This window comes from Mucilaginibacter ginsenosidivorans (assembly GCF_007971025.1).
Taxonomy (GTDB): Bacteria; Bacteroidota; Bacteroidia; order Sphingobacteriales; family Sphingobacteriaceae; genus Mucilaginibacter; species Mucilaginibacter ginsenosidivorans.
In genome coordinates, this window is record NZ_CP042436.1 from 4,562,944 (window position 1) to 4,581,108 (window position 18,165).

Genomic DNA, 18,165 nt, shown 5'->3' on the forward strand with positions numbered 1-18,165 from the left:
ATAAATCAATCATTCAACAATTAAGACATGATACTCACTGGTGAAAAAGAATTTTTCAAGGGCATAGGACAGGTAAAATACGAAGGCCCGCAAAGCGATAACCCGCTGGCATTCCGCTGGTACGATGCTGACAAGCTAATTGGCGGAAAGACCATGAAGGACCACCTGCGGTTTGCCTGTGCTTACTGGCATTCGTTCTGCGGTTCGGGAGCCGACCCTTTCGGTGAACCTACACATTTATTCCCCTGGAACGAAAAGGCTGACGCTGTAGAACGCGCAAAAGATAAAATGGATGCAGCTTTCGAGTTCATCACTAAAATGAACCTGCCCTATTATTGCTTTCATGATGTTGATGTAGTTGATTACACCAACGACATCAACGAAAATGATCGGCGTTTGCAGGCCATGGTTGAATACGCGAAGCAAAAGCAAGCCGCCAGCGGCGTAAAGTTGCTTTGGGGTACGGCCAACCTATTCTCTAACCGCCGCTATATGAACGGAGCTTCGACCAATCCTGATTTTCATGTGCTTACGCACGCTGCTGCTCAAGTTAAGGCAGCCTTAGATGCCACAATTGCTTTAGGTGGCGAAAATTATGTTTTCTGGGGCGGCCGCGAGGGGTACATGACGCTGTTGAACACCGATATGAAACGCGAGCAGGAACATTTTGCGCAGTTCCTGCACCAGTCGATAGCCTACGCGCGTAAGCAAGGTTTCAAAGGCACGTTCTTTATCGAACCAAAACCATGCGAACCGACCAAGCACCAGTATGATTACGATGCTGCCACCGTATTAGGCTTTTTGCAGAAATACGACCTGCTGAACGATATGAAACTGAACCTGGAGGTAAACCATGCTACTTTAGCGGGACACACTTTCCAGCACGACCTTCAAGTTGCTGCAGATGCCGGCTTATTAGGTTCGATAGATGCCAATCGCGGTGATGCGCAAAATGGCTGGGATACCGATCAGTTTCCCAACAATATTAATGAAGTGGTTGAATATATGCTGATCATACTGGAAGCAGGTGGCTTTGCCGGGGGCGGTATCAACTTCGACGCCAAGATCCGCAGAAATTCAACCGACCCGGCAGACCTGTTCTATGCTCACATCGGCGGTATGGATATTTTCGCAAGGGCGTTGGTGATAGCCGACCAGGTATTGCAAAAATCAGATTACAAAAAGATAAGGAAAGAAAGATATGCTTCATTCGACAGCGGAACCGGCAAAGCCTTTGAAGAAGGAAAAGTAACGCTTGAGGCATTGAGGGACTACGCGATAGCCAACGGAGAACCCAAGGCCATCAGCGGTAAGCAGGAATACCTGGAAAACCTGATCAACAGGTACATATAAGTTTCCGTTCTAATTCCGGGGCAAATTGATATATTTGCCCCGTTTATTGTTCCCGTAGTTCAACGGATAGAATGTCAGATTCCGGTTCTGATGATATGAGTTCGAATCTCGTCGGGAACACCATAAAAAAAAAAGCTGCCTCATTAAAGGCAGCTTTTTTTTTGTATAAAGACGGCCCTGGTCGCCGTTTGCTTCCAAACCGGCTTACCCCGTTTATCATACAACGGTAAAATACGCATCCAAAGGCTGCAAAGGGGCTTTTTGTTATAGCTGTAACTAATCTTTTATTTTTTCGGTATCAAACTTAATTTTCTTAGAAGTGTTAAAAGATAAATTAATACTTAAAAATGAAGCTGACCTATATATCAACATATCCACCGCGCGAGTGTGGACTTGCGTCGTTCAATAAAAGCCTTATCAATGCCATTAATTCAAATTTTCATAGCGAAGAAGAGGCCTTTGTAGTTGCTGTTAATAATGGCAATAAAGATGAATATGATTATCCCGGCGAAGTGAAGTTTATAATAAGGCAGCATGACATGATGGACTATACCGAAGCCGCTAAATTTATTAATGCCAGCGACACGCACGCCTGCGTTCTACAGCACGAATTCGGAATTTATGGAGGCGATAACGGCGTATATGTTCTCTCGTTGGTAAACCAGCTCGAAAAGCCGCTTATATCGGTATTTCACACCGTTTTAGAAAAGCCATCGTTCCAGCAAAAAGCAATACTTCAAAAAGTTGCAAAAAGATCGGACAAGATCGTTGTAATGGGTAAGATCGCTGTTAAACTGCTGCATAAAATTTATGGCATTCCGCAGGAAAAGATATGTTTCCTTGAACACGGAGCACCAGACCTGGAGAGCCCGGTAAATAACCCGGTTAAAGAAGATGTATTATTTAGGGGCCGAAAAGTACTGCTTACATTTGGATTATTAAGCAGGAATAAGGGTTTAGAAACCGTTATAAGGGCCTTGCCCAAAATTGTGCGGTCAAACCCCGAGGTACTTTACGTTATTCTAGGATCTACCCATCCCGAAATTTTAAAGAACTCCGGTGAGGAATACCGGGAAAGCCTGGTACAGTTAGCGGCCCGGCTGAACGTAAGCAATAATGTTGCATTCATCAACCGGTTTGTATCGGAAGACGACCTGATCAATTACCTTACCGCGGCTGATATTTATATCTCACCTTATTTGAACGAGGCGCAAATAACCAGCGGAACACTCGCGTACGCTGTTGGAGCCGGCGCAGCAGTGGTTTCCACCCCTTACTGGCATGCCCGGGAGTTGCTGGATGAAGGTCGCGGAAGGCTTTTTAATTTTAAGGATGAGAGCGGATTGGCCGATATAGTAAATGATCTGATCCGGTCGCCCCGAAAATTATCAGCAATTAAAAAGAACGCCTACAACTATGGCTTAAATTTAAGATGGCCGGTGATAGGGAGAAAATATATAGACCTTATTAAAGAGGTTATTGAGAAACCCGACCTTAGCGAAAGGATATTAAGAAGTGTTATCGATCCTGAGATCATGCCTGATTTCAGCCTGGATTATGTTAAAAGTTTAACCAACAGCACGGGTATTATCCAACATGCAAAATATGGCATACCTAACTGGAAAGAAGGCTACTGCGTAGATGACAACTCGCGCGCCATGATCATGGCGCTGATGGCGGAAAAACAAGGCCACAAGGATGCCCTGGACTTATTGCCTGCGTACATGAGTTTCATGCTGTATATGCAAAACGAAGGGGGCTACTTTAGGAATTTTTTGAGTTATAAAAATGAATTTCTCGATAAGATAGGATCGGAGGATGCCTTTGGCCGCGCTATATGGGCATTGGGATATCTTATCCACCACGCCCCAAGCAGTGCCTACGCCAAATTTGGCGAGGAACTTTTTCATAAAGCGCGTCCGAATTTCCGTAATTTAACTCATCTGCGTGGTGTTGGTAATACCATTATTGGGTTAAGTTATTATTTACGGTCGTATCCGTCAGATAACGACGCGCACAGTACGCTTGATCATCTGACCGGCATCCTGATGACAGCATATGATAATTGTCGCGGCGAAACCTGGAAGTGGTTTGAAAATCACCTTACTTATGACAATGCCATATTACCGCTTGCATTACTCCATTCGGCAGAGATCACAAGAGATGAGAAAGTATTGGATATCGCTTTTGAATCGATGAATTTTCTTGGAGGCATTACCATAAATTCAAAATATTGCAATCCCGTAGGCAATAATGGATGGTATTCGCGCGATGGGGAACTCCCATCTTATGATCAGCAGGCAATAGATATTATGGCCATGGTACTGATGTACGCGCAGGCCCATCATATGACCGCGGACCCGCGTTATCTTAAAAAACTATTCCGGGTTTATTCCTGGTTCCTGGGCGAAAATTCGCTGAGTGTGCCCTTGTACGACCCGGAAACAAAGGGTTGCTATGACGGGCTGCACCCGACAGGGATAAATTTGAACCAGGGCGCCGAAAGCACGCTGGCCTATATGATATCGCACCTGGCTGTTCTGGAAGCATTTAAAGTTGATACATCTTACCTATACGATAAGGACGCCGTAGAAAGTGTCCTGCTGAAATGAAAATAGCTGTATTGGCCCCGGTTGCATGGCGAACACCGCCACGGCATTATGGGCCCTGGGAACAAGTGTCGTCAAACATTGCTGAGGGGCTGGTAGCCGAAGGTTGGGATGTAACGCTTTTCGCGACGTCGGATTCCATTACTTCGGGCAAGCTGGATGCTGTTATTGAAAAAGGTTATGAGGAGGACCGGGCACAGGACGCCAAGGTGGTGGAGTGCCTGCATATTAGCAACCTGGTAGAAAAAGCATCGGAGTTCGATATCATTCATAATAATTTTGACTTTCTGCCGCTCACCTATTCGAAACTTATAAAGACGCCGATGATAACCACCATACACGGGTTTTCGTCGTCCAAAATTATTCCTGTTTACCAAAAATATAATGACAGTTCCTATTATGTTTCTATCAGTAATTCTGACAGGTCGCCCTTGCTTGATTACGCTGCTACCATCTACAACGGTATTAAAGTAAATGATTTTGACTATAATGAATTGCCGGAGGACTACCTGCTTTATTTCGGCCGTATTCATCATCACAAAGGAACGGCAGAGGCTATACAAATAGCAAAGGGCGCCGGGAAAAAGCTGCTCATAGCGGGGCTCATTCAAGATGAGGGGTATTTCAGCCACCATGTCAAACCATTTTTAGGAGACCAGGTCGTCTACATCGGCGAAGCAGGCCCGGAGAAAAGAAATCAGTTAATGCGCAATGCCCTGGCATTACTGCACCCAATAAATTTTGACGAGCCCTTCGGCCTGAGTGTGGCTGAGGCCATGCTTTGCGGAACGCCGGTGATCGCCTTTAACAGAGGTTCAATGCCCGAGCTGATAGTTGATAATAGAACAGGTTTTTTGGTAAATAATGTTGGTGAGGCAATTGATATGATTCCCCTTATTCAAAAAATAAACCGGCACGACTGCCGCGCCTGGAGCGTGGAGCAATTCTCGCAGGAAAAAATGGCCAGGGAATATATTGCTTTGTATAGGTCAATATTGGATTAAGTGATCGAATCGATAAGAAGCTGGTCCAAAAGCGCGTGCAGATCGACACTAAAGAATGACGAGGAATAGTCCGAAAGGCCATAAGGTACTATCAGTTTACCGTTATTGACAATTCCACCGCACGAATATACCACGTTAGGCACATAACCTTCGCGCTCATCCTGGTTAGGTATAAGCAGCGGCTCTTTTAACCTACCCACCTCAATGGAAGGATCGTCCAGTTTAAATAAACTTGCTCCCAAAACATACCGGCGCATAGGCCCTACACCGTGCGTGATGACAAGCCATCCGTGTTCGGTTTCAAGCGGCGAGCCGCAATTGCCGATCTGGATAAACTCCCATGGATATTTGGGCTCCTGCAATACCTGCGGATTCTCCCACAGGTTGATATTGCTCGAATACATAATATAATTATGCCATCCATCTATCCGGGACAGCATCACGTAATTACCATTGATCTTTCGTGGAAACAACGCAAGGTTTTTATTTGCTGCTCCGGCGCCATGCAGCGGCCTTATTTTAAAGTTGTAAAAATCCGTTGTCTGAAGAAGCTTTGGCATTATAAGCGCGCCATCAAACGCGGTATATGTGGCATAGTAAATAACAGAACCATCGTCCTTTACAAATTTCACAAAACGGGCATCCTCAATTCCTTTTCGCTCCAGTTCAGACATCGGGAATATCACCCTGTCGGAAATATCGGTATCCAAAGAGAAACTCATGTTACTGTATGAATCTGACAGCCACAGTATTTTTTCGTATTCGGTTTTCCGGCGGTCTGAGTGCGGTTCGTGCTGTAGTTCAATGATAACCTTCCGCAAGGTGTCGTAATCAAACTTATCCTTTGTTTTTGACTTGATCTCCTTCACCACAGCCTTATCTATCCTTGCCGTTGCAATTTTTTCAAAGAAAAGCTTCTTCTCATACATCGTGTCGCGGATCACCTCGGCCTCATCTACATAACTTCCTACCGGCAATATTTCGATCCTGTTTTCCTTATCGATCAGGGCCCTCCGGAATGCTATAGATGATATGTGCCCCTCGCCCACCGCCCTGAAGCTTATGATCAGGCGCTTTTGACCTGTTTCCAACCCCGATTGGTCAGGGTCCTCAACAATTGAGGGATTGAAAAAGGCAGCAGATTCGATGGAATACTCATGGGTAAAATATGAGCCAAGCAACAACTTTCTCCAATGAGAAATCTTATCAAAGTCTATTTCAAGACCCTCTATTATTTGCCTAACCTTATTACAGTTACGATAAAGTATTTTGGTTATATTCCTGTGCCTTTTTGAAAACTCCTGGAGTAAGGGCGATATTATACCAAAAACCTCCTCATCGCTAAGAGAGGTCACACTTTTTATAACCTCTACCGCGCGTTCGCGGCCGTTAAAAAAAAATCTTGCTATTACACGTTTTGAATCTGGATTTACTCTGATTGGATAGCGTTCAACAGGTATTCGCATAGTTAAGGGAGCGTGTTAGATTATAATTTCCAGGTAAATTATCTCAGTTTGATTAGTGACACATCATAAGTACAAACTGCCAAACATGAAAAAAGTGTTTTTTATTTTCAGTATTTGCCTGCCAAGACATACTTTTCTTAAGACGGTTATCAAATTGAATGACACAAAAAACCGCTATCTATTTGGATGGTTCAGTCTTAGTGGTTTCCAGGTAATAAATACTTCCTATATAAAGGCCATTTTCCACGGCCAATTTATGCCTGGTATTTTCCAGTATCTCCCTGGCATCTCCTTTGGCGCGTGGAATGGAAAGAAAATAGATCACATTACCCGTTTCATTATTGATGAACTTATAATGTTTGGCATCTTTGGTCATACTTTTTATCTTAAAAATGATATTTAAATAAAGCGATAAATCAGCGTACCGGAACTTACTGATCCGGCTTACATGAAGTACAATCAAACATTAAATATGTTCTGCAAATACGTAGTTTTCAGTGCAGTTATTGATATTATTTTCTACTATAATTCCAAGTCGTATCGTTGCTCTGTCAGCTCTTTATCAAATGCCTTTGACGGCTTTTCTTCTGTAAGCCGAAAACCATATCTTTTATACAGGGCGGTGGCTGTCTGTTGTTCATTGGTGGTCCACAAATAAGCGGTGCATAACCCTTGTTCATTTAAGTAGGCCATAAAGCTATCCATCAATTTTTTCCCTAATCCTATTCCCCTGTACCCATCAAGCAGGATAAAATACCGCAATTGCGCGCTTTGCCCGCGGTGCACTGCAGCCAGGAACCCTACTATTTTGCCATGATGTTCGCATATCCACACCCTATCCTTTGCAGGGTTGTATTGATGGGCGAATTCGCCGAGGCTCTCCAATACATACCCTTCAAAGTTTAATCCATAGCCGCATTCATCGGCATATACTATTCCGTGCAGGAAAGCTATATAACCCAGGTCGCCGGGTAAAAGGTTTGTGCGTATATTGATATCATCCTGAGTTATTTTTTTTCCCGGTTTTAGGACCCTCATTATGTCCGACATGTCCGAAGCAAGGCATTTCTTTTGAGCTGGTGACAGAGGATCTATCAAGTTCCTAATTTGCTCATCCGATGCTTTGTTGAGCATCCCGAACTCCTTTTCTCCTTTTTCAGTCAGTGAAAGTATAACTGCCCGGGCATCGCTGTCCGACCGTTTCCGGATAACCAGCTTATCTTTTTCAAGCTTTTTCAGCAGGCGGCTCAGGTAGCTTTTGTCGATGTGCATTTTATCAATTATCCGGGACGCCTGTATGGTTCCCGCATTATTTATTTCGAAAAGAATGCGGGCCTCGGCAAGTGCATAAGGACTATCCAGTAAATGCTGGTCGAGCAAACCTATTATATCCGTATAGAAACGATTGAAGGCCCGGATGTCACTGATAATGGTATTCTGATCATTCATAATACCAAAGTAATAACAAATAGTAGACAAAGTCAACTATTTTTTTTAAGCCATCAGTTCATGCAGAAATTCGCGCGTGAGTGGTTTGATGATAAAAGAGTTGACAAAAGAATAGGTTTTCGACTTTTTGATATCGTGAGGAGCGATAGAAGAAGACACGATATAAACCCGGATGGCTTTTTTAAGCGAATCGTATATTTTTCTGTAATCATTCAAAAAATCCCATCCATTATAGCCGGGCATATTTAAGTCGACGAAAATGTAATCGGGCAATTGTTCGGGGTTTTCCTTATTCTCTTCAAGGAAATCAATCGTAGCTTTGGCATCTGTGCTGGACACAACGTCTTTCACAACGCTGTACTCCCTCAACATCAATTGCGAAATTTTATGGTACATAGGATCGTCATCGATCAAAATCAACTTGCTCATAGGTTTACAGGTAAATAGGAGGCGGGGAGGGTAATATAAATATACGGTTTAAAATTGCTAAAAGGCAAACAACTTTTGCACATATTAACAGCTAAGAAATTTATATATTAACTATTAATACACACAAAAGTTGTTCTATTACTAAACTTTTACTTTTTTCCAGTTTCCGCGCTTAAACAGCAGGTAGCTTGTTACCGCAATAAAAGTTTGAGAAATAGGAATAGCAATAAATACGCCTGTAGTCCCCCAGTTAAATGTTTTGGCCAAAACGTACGCTAAGGGTACCTGGAACAACCAGAAACCGATAAAATTGAGCTTTGTAGTTGCCCAGGTATCGCCTGCGCCGTTAAAAGCGCTCATCATCACCATACCGATGCCATAAAAGATATAACCGGTGCTCATGATAAGCAGGGCTTTGGAAGCTATCTGGCGTACCGCTACATCGTTTGAAAAGATCGCGGCAAGGAGGCTGCTGGCTGCCAGGCTGATAAGCGTAACAAAACCCATATAGATCATATTATACTTAATGGTTTTGTAAACCGAATCCTCGGCACGGTCAGGCTGTTTTGCACCCAGGTTTTGCCCTACCAGCGTAGCTGCCGCATTACTCATGCCCCAGGCAGGCAGCATAAAGAACAGCAAAAGCCTGATAGCGGTTTGGTAGCCTGCTGAACCCTCGTCGCCGCCTACATTTGCCACCAGCCTTGATAAAAATATCCAGCTGCACGAGCCGATAGTAAACTGGAAGATACCGGGCAGCGCAATTTTCAATATGGCTTTAGCCTGCTCCCAATGCGGTCTTAAATAGGCCATTCGCGCCTTGATCATGTTTCTGCCGTTAAAAAGGTGATAGACCTGGTAACACACACCGGTACCGCGACCGATAGTTGTGGCAATAGCCGCACCGGTTACGCCAAAACCGGGAAACAGGCCCAGGCCATTGACGAATAATGGGCAAAGGATAATATTAGCAATATTGGCTATCCACAAACTGCGCATGGCAATAGCCGCATTACCGGCACCCCTGAATATACCATTGATCAAAAACAGCAATACGATAATGATCGTCTCGCCCATCATAATACGCGTATAATTTACGCCCATACGGATAGTTTCGGCGGTTGCGCCCATTACCCTCAGGATATCCGCAGCGAAATAGAATCCGGCGCCACCTATCAAAATATTGATAATTAAAGCAATGGAGATAGTCTGCATGCCAGCTTTCGCCGCATCTACCGGGTTATGTTCGCCCATGCGCCGGGCCACAACTGCGGTGGCGGCCATACTTAAGCCGATCGCAAGGGAATAGATGATGGTCAGTACCGATTCGGTCAGTCCCACGGTTTGCACAGCATAACTGCTGTTTTTTAAATGCCCGACGAAAAAGAGATCGACAATGGCGAAAACGGATTCCATCACCATCTCAAGCATCATCGGGATGGCCAGCAACAATACCGCGCGGCGTATGCTGCCCTGGGTAAAATCGTGATTACCGCCTTTTAGGGCCTGTTTTAGAAGTGAGAATGTCCTCGATAGCTTATTTGAAGCCGGTTGAAATGTTGTCATGAAAAATAGAGTAACGTAAAAAATGAAACCAGTCAGCCCTGAGACTGACGAACAAAGAAGCGGATGTGGTAGTCCAGGTTAGAACCTTAAACGGACTGCTGCTATTATCATGGCGCGGCGTTATTGGAGTGACAAAGGTATGCGATTAGTTTTTTAAGTTCCTAATGAAATTTAAACTTGTCGTAAACGCACCGGGACAGGCGTAATTGGTTTAACAAAAAGGCTCCGCATGCGGAGCCTTTAACGTGATCATGAAGTGGTGAAGGTGAATTATTCGCTCCGCAGACTTTTAACAGGGTTTGTGACGGCCACTTTGATAGTTTGATAACTGATAACCAATAATGCGATCAGTAAAACCGCTATAACGGGTGCGACCATTAACCACCAGCCGACAGAAATATGGTAGGCGTAACCGTTGAGCCATTTGTTCATGATAAACCAGGCCAGCGGCACTCCCAGTACTGCGGCTATGGCAATAAGTTTGGCAAAATCCTTGGCTAACAGGACCAGTAATTGCTGAAATGCCGCGCCAAGCACTTTACGGATACCTATCTCTTTGGTGCGCTGCATAGCAACCAGGTAAGCAAGCCCATAAAGCCCGAGACAGGCAATCAGGATAGAAAGCACGGTGAAATAATTGAACAGCCTGATCGTAGTGATATCCTTTTGATAGGTGGAATTAAAGTCGGCATCCAGGAAATTGGCGTTAAAGGGGTTATCAGGAAAATAGCTGCTCCATGTGTCGCATACCTGTTTAACCTTTTTCGGATCTAACTTTACCAGCACCGACATCGGCTTCATAGAAGTATAAACCATCACTAATGGCGCTATAGGATTATGCATGGACGCATAATGGAAATTTTTAACCACGCCTATTACAGTTCCCTTATGATCAAAGCCTTCGATAGGCTGCCCGACCGGGTTCTTCCATCCTACTAACTTTACAAACGCTTCGTTCACTATAAAAGCTTGTTTTTTGTCGGTAGGCATACCGGCCGAAAAATTGCGCCCCGCCATTAACTGCATACCCAGCAAGGGCATAAATTTTTCATCTACTGAAAAGTAATTGGACATTGTTTCTCTTTTAACCCCGTTAACCGAAGTGAGCGTCGTCGCTTTTGGGGCCATATCCGTATTTCCTGCCGAGAAGCCCGTCTGCACGGCCGTTGCCTTAACAAAGCTCATCTGCTTAAGTGCGTTGTCAAAAGCTTTAACGTTGAGCAGGGCCACCGAATCATCGGGCAGGGCGATATTCAAAACCTGGTTACGGTTGTATCCCAGTGATTTATGTTCGACATAGTTTATCTGCCTGTTCATGATGAACGCGCCGGCTATCATTACCGTCGCAATGACGAATTGGGTTACAGTGATAACTTTACGCAGGGTTAGTCCCCGCGACATCTGCCTGAAATTGGCCTTTAACGCTGCCACGGGCTGAAAGGCCGATAACACAAACGCGGGATATAGCCCGGTGAGCAATGAAGAAGCCAGCACGATGGCGCAGATGGCCCAGAAGCTGTAGGTTGTCCAGGTAAGCCCGATATGTGCCTGCAGCAGCTGATTTAAAAACGGCAGCATCGCGAACATCAAGCCCAAACCTATAAACAGGGCAATAGTAGTTACAAAGAACGATTCGAACAGGAATTGCCGGATAAGCGCGGGCCGCAACGCTCCGTTGACTTTGCGGACACCCACCTCTTTAGCCCTTTCGGTAGCACGTGCGGTAGACAGGTTAATGTAGTTGAGCAAGGCGATAACCAATATCACCACAGCCAGGACCGAAAAAATATAGATCAGCTGTTTATCTCCTTTCGGGGTATCGCCCAGGAAACCGGTGGCAAAATGTACATCGCTAAGCGGCTGTATAATGAACCTGATCGAATACTTTACCGCACCCATTTTATTCAATTCGGGTTGTACATCGTGTTTTGAAATAATATTCAGCTTGCTTTGGAAAGCTTTCAGATCCGGTTTATTTTTGAACAAGACGAATGTGTACACCGAAAAATCGTCCTCCATCCATTTGGTTATTTTTGAAAACTCCGGCGACAATAGCGCACTAACTTTCAGGTCGGAATTCTCGGGCAGTTCGTCAAGCACGCCGGTCACCTGGTAAAGCACCTTGTTAAAAGTTATGTTTTTGCCGACAGCGCTTTGATCGCCAAAATATTTTTTGGCAAGCGACGCCGAAAGCACCATTTTATGCGGCCCTGCAAGCGCCCGTTTTGGATCGCCCTCCTTCAATTTCCAGGTAAAAACATCAAACACGTTCTCATCGGCTTTGTAAACCTGGTCTTCGGTAAATAAATGGTCGTTCACCTTCATTACGGCACGTGCAGGCTCAAAGCGGACGGCCGTTTCTATTTCAGGATAAGTCCTTAAGGTAACCGCTAAAAGCGTTGGCGCAGGCGCGGCCGCCACGTTATCATTTTCGGGCGTGTGCATGACATTGGTCACCCGAACTATCCTGTCCCTTTTCAGGTTATAAGTGTCAAAGCTTTGTTCATAATCGACATATAACGATATAAGCAGGCAGGCTGCGATGCCGATGGATAAGCCGCCGATGTTGATCAGCGAAAAGGCTTTGTGGCGAAGCAGGTTGCGCCAGGCTATCTTAAGGAAATTTTTGAGCATACGGAGAGGTTGTTTGATACCCAAATGTAACCAGCAAAAAACCATCCGTTTACTGATTAACAACTGTTTAACACATTTTAACAAGAATTAACAGTTGAGACCCCGCAGATGTATATTAAATATTGAGGATGTTATAAAAATTATATTTAATATTAGCCTTCAATAACCCAAACACATAAACCATGCGATACCTGCTTATTTTCCCGGCTGCCCTGCTGGCCCTTGCATCATGCAAACAAAAAACAGAAACTGCTGCTGAAACTGCATCAACCAAATCGCCCTTGAATGGCTCGTGGCGGCTGGTGAGCAGTAAATCTATCACCAAAGACACGGTGGATACTTCGCCTAAAAGCGGCATTGAAACGGTAAAATTGTATAACGACACGCATTTTACATTTTTTACCCATGATACGAAAAAGGGAAAGATAGATACCCCGGTATTTTCGGCCGGAGCCGGCACCTATACACTTTCGGGCGATAAGTACACCGAACACCTGCAGTATTGCAACGCCCGCGAGTGGGAAGATCATGATTTTGATTTCACGATGAACCTGAAAAACGACACGATGACCCAGCGCGGTGTCGAAAAAGTTCCCGGTGTGGTGGATCACATCATCATTGAGACCTACGTGAAGATGAAATAAACCAAAACCGAAGAAGCGACGTTAGCTAATAAAAGTACATGCCTGATATAAAACAAATCGCCGAACGCCTGATAAAACTTTGCAGCGAGCAAAAATTTGTGGAAGCTTATCGTGAACTATTTGGCGAGGAAGTTGAAAGCATAGACCCGTTATACCCGATAATGCCCCCAGCAAGGGGGCTTATAACTTTGATAGAGCGCGAAAAGCAGTTTCTGGCAAAGGCGCAGATACATAGTATCACGATGTCGGAACCGCTGATAACAGGCAACCACTTCGCTGTTAAATTAAGCATGGACTTTACACATGAGGAACGGGGCCGGATCAACATGGAGGAGTTATGCGTTTATCATGTAAAAGGCGGGAAAATAATGAGTCAGCAGTTTTTTATTAATTAGCCGTACCGGCCTGTTGACGAAAAGAGGGCTATAAATCATCCAAAAAGTACTGATAATCAATTATTAACGAAAATATATTATAACAAAACAGCGTACCTTGTGTTGTGCCAACATGAACACTATCAAGCAAATTGCATTTCGGCTGGCGCAATTATGCCGCGAAAGGAAATTTATAGAGGCCTATCACGAACTTTATAGTAATAAAACCGAAAGCAAAGGCCCGAGGCCACGAACGCTTGCGTCAAAGGGACTTATGACTTTTCTTGAGCGTATCAAACAATTTGTCTCAAAAACTGATATCCACCAAATCGAGATTTCCGACCCTCTTTTTGCCGGCGATTATTTTGCCATCGGTTTCCAAATGGATTATAATTTCGTCCATGAGCCGAGACGGTATATGGACGAAATCTGCGTTTGTCATGTGCAAAACGGCAAAATAACCGGGCTTCCGATTTTTATGAAGTAGCCACAGCGTGGCCCTCCCCCGCCCTACGTTTTAGAATAAGCGCAGCGACCAGCGAAACCAACAAGCCGACAGGAAATATCTCTATCAGGGTCATAAATGCGTGGACAAGCGGGTTATGTACAAGCTTTTTGATCTGTTCGTACTCCTGGGCCTTCGCATTGATGGCAATTAATGACGCTCCTGCTGCTTTCAGTTTGGCTACCTGGTGAATTTCACACTTATCATAAAAATCGGGGAAGAAGACATAATATTCGATCATCCACCCCAGCACATATATGGCCGAGGCGATAAGCGTTATCCCGAATCCGATCTTAAAGGCTTTGCCAAACGAGATAACTCCGCCATTTTTATCGCGGCTCACCTTTATATTTACAAAAATAAGGGAGAATCCCACCAGCATGGTGGTGTACCCAAACACCATACTGCCCGCGCTATCGGTATCGTAGATCATAGCCATACCGGTTAGCATAACGCCGGTAACCAGCAGCCCGGCAATTGCACCGTAGATAATTGTTTTTTTCATTGTCTTAAAGTTTTTAGTCAGCCAAAATTGTTCAGTATGTTGCTAATTACGGTCATACTTTTGGGTGATTTTGCAAAAAGACAGGCTACATGGTACCAAAGTATGAGTGATCAGGGTATAATTCCAAGCCGTTTACCTGTATCAACCGCTTGCGTGCGCCGCTTTACCTCCATTTTTTCAAACACCTGCGTCGTATGGGTTTTGATGGTATTTAGCGAAACGAATAACTTATCCGCTATTTCCTGGTTGCTTAATCCTTCGGCCATCAATTGCAAAACCTCCAGTTCGCGCTTGCTCAGGTTCAGGCGTTTGAGTTCGGCCTCGTTCAAAACAAATTCAGTGGACGGCGACAGGTGTACTTCCTTCTCAATAATTACCGTCTTTACTTTTGGCCTGCGCAGTTTGACGGCAAGCCATATACCCAGCCCCGTAAACAACAGCGCAATGATGCCGATATACGTGTCCAGCTGGTCATCGGCCAGTACATACCGGATCTCGAACCAACGGATAGCAAAGATAATGGCAGCCAATGCAATGCCGTAAAGAATGGTTTGTTTGTGGCGTGAGAGGAATGTCAAAATTCAATTTTTATCCGGAAATAAAAATGCTAAAAAACAATGTCATTTCGAACGATAGTGAGAAATCTTCGACTACTTATAAGCCAGGGCACTCGCTTGTATAAGATTTTTCCGCCTATCGGCGATCGAAATGACAACCGGTGAAAGTCTCACAATACCTGTTCGTTATATAATTTCTGTAACGTTTCAGCAGGATCCTCACATAAACCAGGGTGAACTTTGGAAGTTTGCACCACGGTACTACGGGTGGCGGTAAGCCAGCGGAAACGGGAAGCCATATCCAGCTGCGCTATAGGTCCGCCATCTTTACTGCCGCGGCATATTTCGGCGAAGGAATGCAAATGAGCCTTAATTTCGGCAGCGTCGATACGGTTAGAGAACGAGCAAAGACGGCTCTCATCAATAGTGCAAAGGCATTGCAGGAACTTGAGCTTAGGGCAATACAATATCACCCCTGCATTCAGGAACTCCTCGCGTTCTACCTGGGGCACCACGCGGATAACGGCGTACTCAAATAAGTTGCTCTCGTGCATGCTGTGCTTCCTTTACAAAAATATCCGATGCTGCTATACGTGTATTTAAAAACTGAGTGTAAATATCCCGCACTTCATCCGGGCTTTCCTGCCATTCGCTTTGCAGCCAAATATCCGGAATAAGAGAAACGATGGACCTGATGCGTTCCGGCGCTAATATTTGCTTAAATTCCTCATCCGCTTCTTCCAGTTCGGTCGCCCTTAGAAGTAGTACGTGATCTTTTACCTGCAAAAAAGGCCGTATCGCCTGTTCCTGCCAGTTATCCCACGAATGATGGAAATACAATGCTGCGCCGTGGTCTATCAGCCAAAGTTCCTTGTTCCAGGTAAGCATGTTGGTATTACGCGGCGTACGGTCGACATTGGTCAGCAGGCAATCCATCCAAACAATCTGCGAAGCAACCTTATAAGGCACATGCATTACCGACGGATCGAAAGTAATAGCGCCCGACAAGTAATGCAGCCCCAGGTTCAGGCCGACGCTCGCTTTCAACAGATCCTGTATCTCTTCATCCGGTTCTGAGCGACCAAAGGCGGTATCGAGGCTGGCAAAAACGATCTCAGGGACTTTAAAACCCAATGCCCGGGCTATTTCGCCTCCAACTAATTCAGCAATTAAAGCCTTTACCCCCTGCCCGGCACCGCGAAATTTGATCACGTACAGGAAACCATCGTCGGCCTCGGCGATAGCAGGCAACGAGCCGCCTTCACGCAGTGGGGTTACATAGCGGGTTACGTTAACGGTGCGTATTTCGGGTGTGGTCAAATTCATTTTTCAGCCGGCAACAAAGCTATAAAATAAGGCGGGTAAAAAAACAAAAGCCGCCCCGCATTACCAGGGCAGCTTCAGCAGTTTAGTTAGGGTTTAATTATTTCTTCTCAGCTACCTTATCCAGCAGTAAATATCTCGGGCGGTCGTTGGCGGGCTGCGCGCCGCTGGTTACGTCGATGATCATGTGATGCATAATGCCATCACTTTTATTGACGGGCCATTCGGGCAAACCCTTGCCGTTCGGGTTACCGGTTTTGATAAAATTGGCGAAGTAGTCTTCCATGGTAGCCGAAACTTTAAAATCATCAGGGCCCCAGTCATACACCTTGTTGCCGTTAAGGTTGCCCAGTGCGTATTCAATTTCCGAGGCATGTGAGGCTCCCGGATACGGAGCAGGCTGCGGATTTGGCTTTTCATTGGCATCGCCTTTGGCAACACCGCCTGCCAAACCGGCTTTGGCATTACCCATTGCGGCAACCATTTTTGGCCGCGGGCGAGAGAAGATATAGCTATATACCGGCTGGCCGCCTGTTTTTGCGCTTTGTTCCTCCCACTTCCAGGTGCTGTAAACAATAAACCTGTCGCTTGCCAGCTCTGTTGCCGATTTGATCACTTCATCCTGGTTCGAACTTGGATAGAGCTTTAACACTTCATCAGCATCATTGGGGTAAAACTGTTTTACTTTTTTTACGAAATTTTCCGGTGTCGGTGCATCGCCATACATAAAAGCCTGGTAGGGTATCTCGGCCGAGTTCCATCCTGCCAGTAAAGGCACATGCATTTGCTCGCCATCGGCGAATATCTCAGAAACCTGCTTCGGCAAAAAATAACCGTCAACTATCAAAGCCATGCTCCAGTTGCCTTTTGAGGCGATATCCAGCAGTTTATCAGCCGGGATGGCCCGCAGGTCGGCCAATGAGGATGCACCAGCTTTTTGCTGAAAAGACATCCCATTTTTTTCGGCGTCCGCCAGCGACGAAAGATGCAGGATACCGCCACTTTCGCCGATGGCGCCGGCAAATAAGCCTTTATTTAAGGGCGAAGCCATCTGGTCGCACACAGAAATAGAACCTGCGGATTCGCCTGCGATGGTTACCTTTTTTGGATCGCCGCCGAATGCTGCGATGTTCTTTTGAACCCATTCCAGCGCGGCATGCTGGTCCATCAAACCGTAGTTACCTGACGCATGATGAGGCGATTCTTTGGTTAACTCGGGATGCGAAAGGCAGCCAAAAACTCCAAGCCGGTAATTTACCGTAACTGCCACAATGCCTTTGGTGGCCATGCTTTCGCCGTCATAACGCGACTCGGAGCCGTCACCTGCCACAAAGCCGCCGCCATAAAAGTAAACCAGTACAGGCAGTTTTTCTTTAGCTGATTTGGCGGGTGTCCAAACGTTCAGGTAAAGACAATCCTCGCTCATGCTATCGGCACGGAACATCATATCGCCAAATACATTCTTCTGCATGGCATTATGGCCGAAATGATCGGCCTTGCGGACACCGCTCCAGTTTTTTACGGGTTGCGGGTCTTTCCAGCGGAGGTCGCCAACCGGGGGCTGCGCAAACGGAATACCTTTAAACATATTGATCCTGGTAGCCGGATCGGTAACTCCTTCTAACGTACCGTTAGCTATTTTAACTTTGGGCCCCTGGGCCAATGCGGTCATGCTTAAAAGGGGCACGACCATCAAAATGGTGATACAAATTCTTCTCATGGTAAAATTGGTTTGATTACTCCGGTG

Annotated in this window: 17 protein-coding genes and 1 tRNA gene; 7 read left to right on the forward strand and 11 right to left on the reverse strand. The window is 45.4% G+C overall.

Annotation, left to right across the window (positions count from 1 at the left end; translation table 11 throughout):
• The first annotated feature begins 27 nt into the window (after positions 1 to 27).
• The 4 genes from xylA (at position 28) to FRZ54_RS20775 (ending at position 4,966) form a co-directional block, all read left to right on the forward strand.
• Positions 28 to 1,353 carry a xylose isomerase gene (xylA, locus tag FRZ54_RS20760; RefSeq protein ID WP_147033727.1) on the forward strand — a complete coding sequence of 442 codons (1,326 nt, stop codon included), beginning with the start codon at positions 28 to 30 and terminating at the stop codon, positions 1,351 to 1,353.
• Between the two features lie 48 nt (positions 1,354 to 1,401).
• Positions 1,402 to 1,476: transfer RNA gene (locus tag FRZ54_RS20765), tRNA-Arg, on the forward strand.
• Between the two features lie 224 nt (positions 1,477 to 1,700).
• Complete coding sequence (locus FRZ54_RS20770; protein WP_147033728.1) at positions 1,701 to 3,965, forward strand: glycosyltransferase family 4 protein; 2,265 nt, start codon at positions 1,701 to 1,703, stop codon at positions 3,963 to 3,965.
• The gene (locus FRZ54_RS20775; RefSeq protein ID WP_147033729.1) at positions 3,962 to 4,966 is read left to right on the forward strand and encodes a glycosyltransferase family 4 protein; all 1,005 of its coding nucleotides are present in this window, start codon (positions 3,962 to 3,964) and stop codon (positions 4,964 to 4,966) included. The genes FRZ54_RS20770 and FRZ54_RS20775 overlap by 4 nt, the downstream gene beginning before the upstream one ends.
• On the opposite strand, the gene FRZ54_RS20780 is transcribed toward FRZ54_RS20775, so the two are convergent.
• The 6 genes from FRZ54_RS20780 to FRZ54_RS20805 form a co-directional block, all read right to left on the reverse strand.
• Positions 4,963 to 6,432, reverse strand: coding sequence for a glycoside hydrolase family 130 protein (locus FRZ54_RS20780; protein ID WP_147033730.1), 1,470 nt, complete (start codon positions 6,430 to 6,432; stop codon positions 4,963 to 4,965). The two genes, FRZ54_RS20775 and FRZ54_RS20780, sit on opposite strands and share 4 nt — an antisense overlap.
• Positions 6,433 to 6,610: 178 nt before the next feature.
• Positions 6,611 to 6,808: a hypothetical protein gene (locus FRZ54_RS20785; RefSeq protein WP_147033731.1), complete on the reverse strand. Its 198-nt coding sequence runs from the start codon at positions 6,806 to 6,808 to the stop codon at positions 6,611 to 6,613.
• A 146-nt stretch (positions 6,809 to 6,954) separates the two neighbouring features.
• Positions 6,955 to 7,881, reverse strand: a complete 927-nt coding sequence (locus FRZ54_RS20790; protein ID WP_147033732.1) for a bifunctional helix-turn-helix transcriptional regulator/GNAT family N-acetyltransferase — start codon at positions 7,879 to 7,881, stop codon at positions 6,955 to 6,957.
• A 45-nt stretch (positions 7,882 to 7,926) separates the two neighbouring features.
• Complete coding sequence (locus FRZ54_RS20795; protein WP_147033733.1) at positions 7,927 to 8,310, reverse strand: response regulator; 384 nt, start codon at positions 8,308 to 8,310, stop codon at positions 7,927 to 7,929.
• Between the two features lie 141 nt (positions 8,311 to 8,451).
• Positions 8,452 to 9,876 (reverse strand): MATE family efflux transporter, encoded by a 1,425-nt coding sequence (locus tag FRZ54_RS20800; protein ID WP_147033734.1) that lies wholly within the window; start codon positions 9,874 to 9,876, stop codon positions 8,452 to 8,454.
• A 270-nt stretch (positions 9,877 to 10,146) separates the two neighbouring features.
• On the reverse strand, positions 10,147 to 12,510 hold the full coding sequence (locus FRZ54_RS20805; RefSeq protein ID WP_187359687.1) for an ABC transporter permease: 2,364 nt from the start codon (positions 12,508 to 12,510) through the stop codon (positions 10,147 to 10,149).
• 182 nt (positions 12,511 to 12,692) lie between these two features.
• Here FRZ54_RS20805 and FRZ54_RS20810 point away from each other — a divergent pair, with 182 nt between their 5' ends.
• From FRZ54_RS20810 to FRZ54_RS25000, 3 genes are all read left to right on the forward strand, one after another.
• Positions 12,693 to 13,154: a hypothetical protein gene (locus tag FRZ54_RS20810; protein WP_147033736.1), complete on the forward strand. Its 462-nt coding sequence runs from the start codon at positions 12,693 to 12,695 to the stop codon at positions 13,152 to 13,154.
• Positions 13,155 to 13,192: 38 nt separating this feature from the next.
• A complete protein-coding gene (locus FRZ54_RS20815) occupies positions 13,193 to 13,549 on the forward strand; it encodes a SnoaL-like domain-containing protein (protein ID WP_147033737.1) in 357 nt (118 codons plus the stop codon).
• A gap of 112 nt (positions 13,550 to 13,661) precedes the next feature.
• Complete coding sequence (locus tag FRZ54_RS25000; RefSeq protein ID WP_377026846.1) at positions 13,662 to 14,015, forward strand: SnoaL-like domain-containing protein; 354 nt, start codon at positions 13,662 to 13,664, stop codon at positions 14,013 to 14,015.
• On the opposite strand, the gene FRZ54_RS20820 is transcribed toward FRZ54_RS25000, so the two are convergent.
• The 5 genes from FRZ54_RS20820 to FRZ54_RS20840 all read right to left on the reverse strand — a co-directional run bounded on the left by FRZ54_RS20820 (position 14,005) and on the right by FRZ54_RS20840 (position 18,138).
• The gene (locus FRZ54_RS20820) at positions 14,005 to 14,538 is read right to left on the reverse strand and encodes a DUF4199 domain-containing protein (protein ID WP_147033738.1); all 534 of its coding nucleotides are present in this window, start codon (positions 14,536 to 14,538) and stop codon (positions 14,005 to 14,007) included. The two genes, FRZ54_RS25000 and FRZ54_RS20820, sit on opposite strands and share 11 nt — an antisense overlap.
• 110 nt (positions 14,539 to 14,648) lie before the next feature.
• A complete protein-coding gene (locus FRZ54_RS20825) occupies positions 14,649 to 15,116 on the reverse strand; it encodes a response regulator transcription factor (RefSeq protein WP_228462559.1) in 468 nt (155 codons plus the stop codon).
• Positions 15,117 to 15,265: 149 nt separating this feature from the next.
• The gene (locus tag FRZ54_RS20830) at positions 15,266 to 15,649 is read right to left on the reverse strand and encodes a DUF3037 domain-containing protein (protein WP_147033740.1); all 384 of its coding nucleotides are present in this window, start codon (positions 15,647 to 15,649) and stop codon (positions 15,266 to 15,268) included.
• Positions 15,627 to 16,421 carry a HipA family kinase gene (locus FRZ54_RS20835; RefSeq protein WP_147033741.1) on the reverse strand — a complete coding sequence of 265 codons (795 nt, stop codon included), beginning with the start codon at positions 16,419 to 16,421 and terminating at the stop codon, positions 15,627 to 15,629. The genes FRZ54_RS20830 and FRZ54_RS20835 overlap by 23 nt, the downstream gene beginning before the upstream one ends.
• A 97-nt stretch (positions 16,422 to 16,518) precedes the next feature.
• Complete coding sequence (locus FRZ54_RS20840; protein WP_147033742.1) at positions 16,519 to 18,138, reverse strand: carboxylesterase/lipase family protein; 1,620 nt, start codon at positions 18,136 to 18,138, stop codon at positions 16,519 to 16,521.
• Positions 18,139 to 18,165 lie beyond the last annotated feature (27 nt).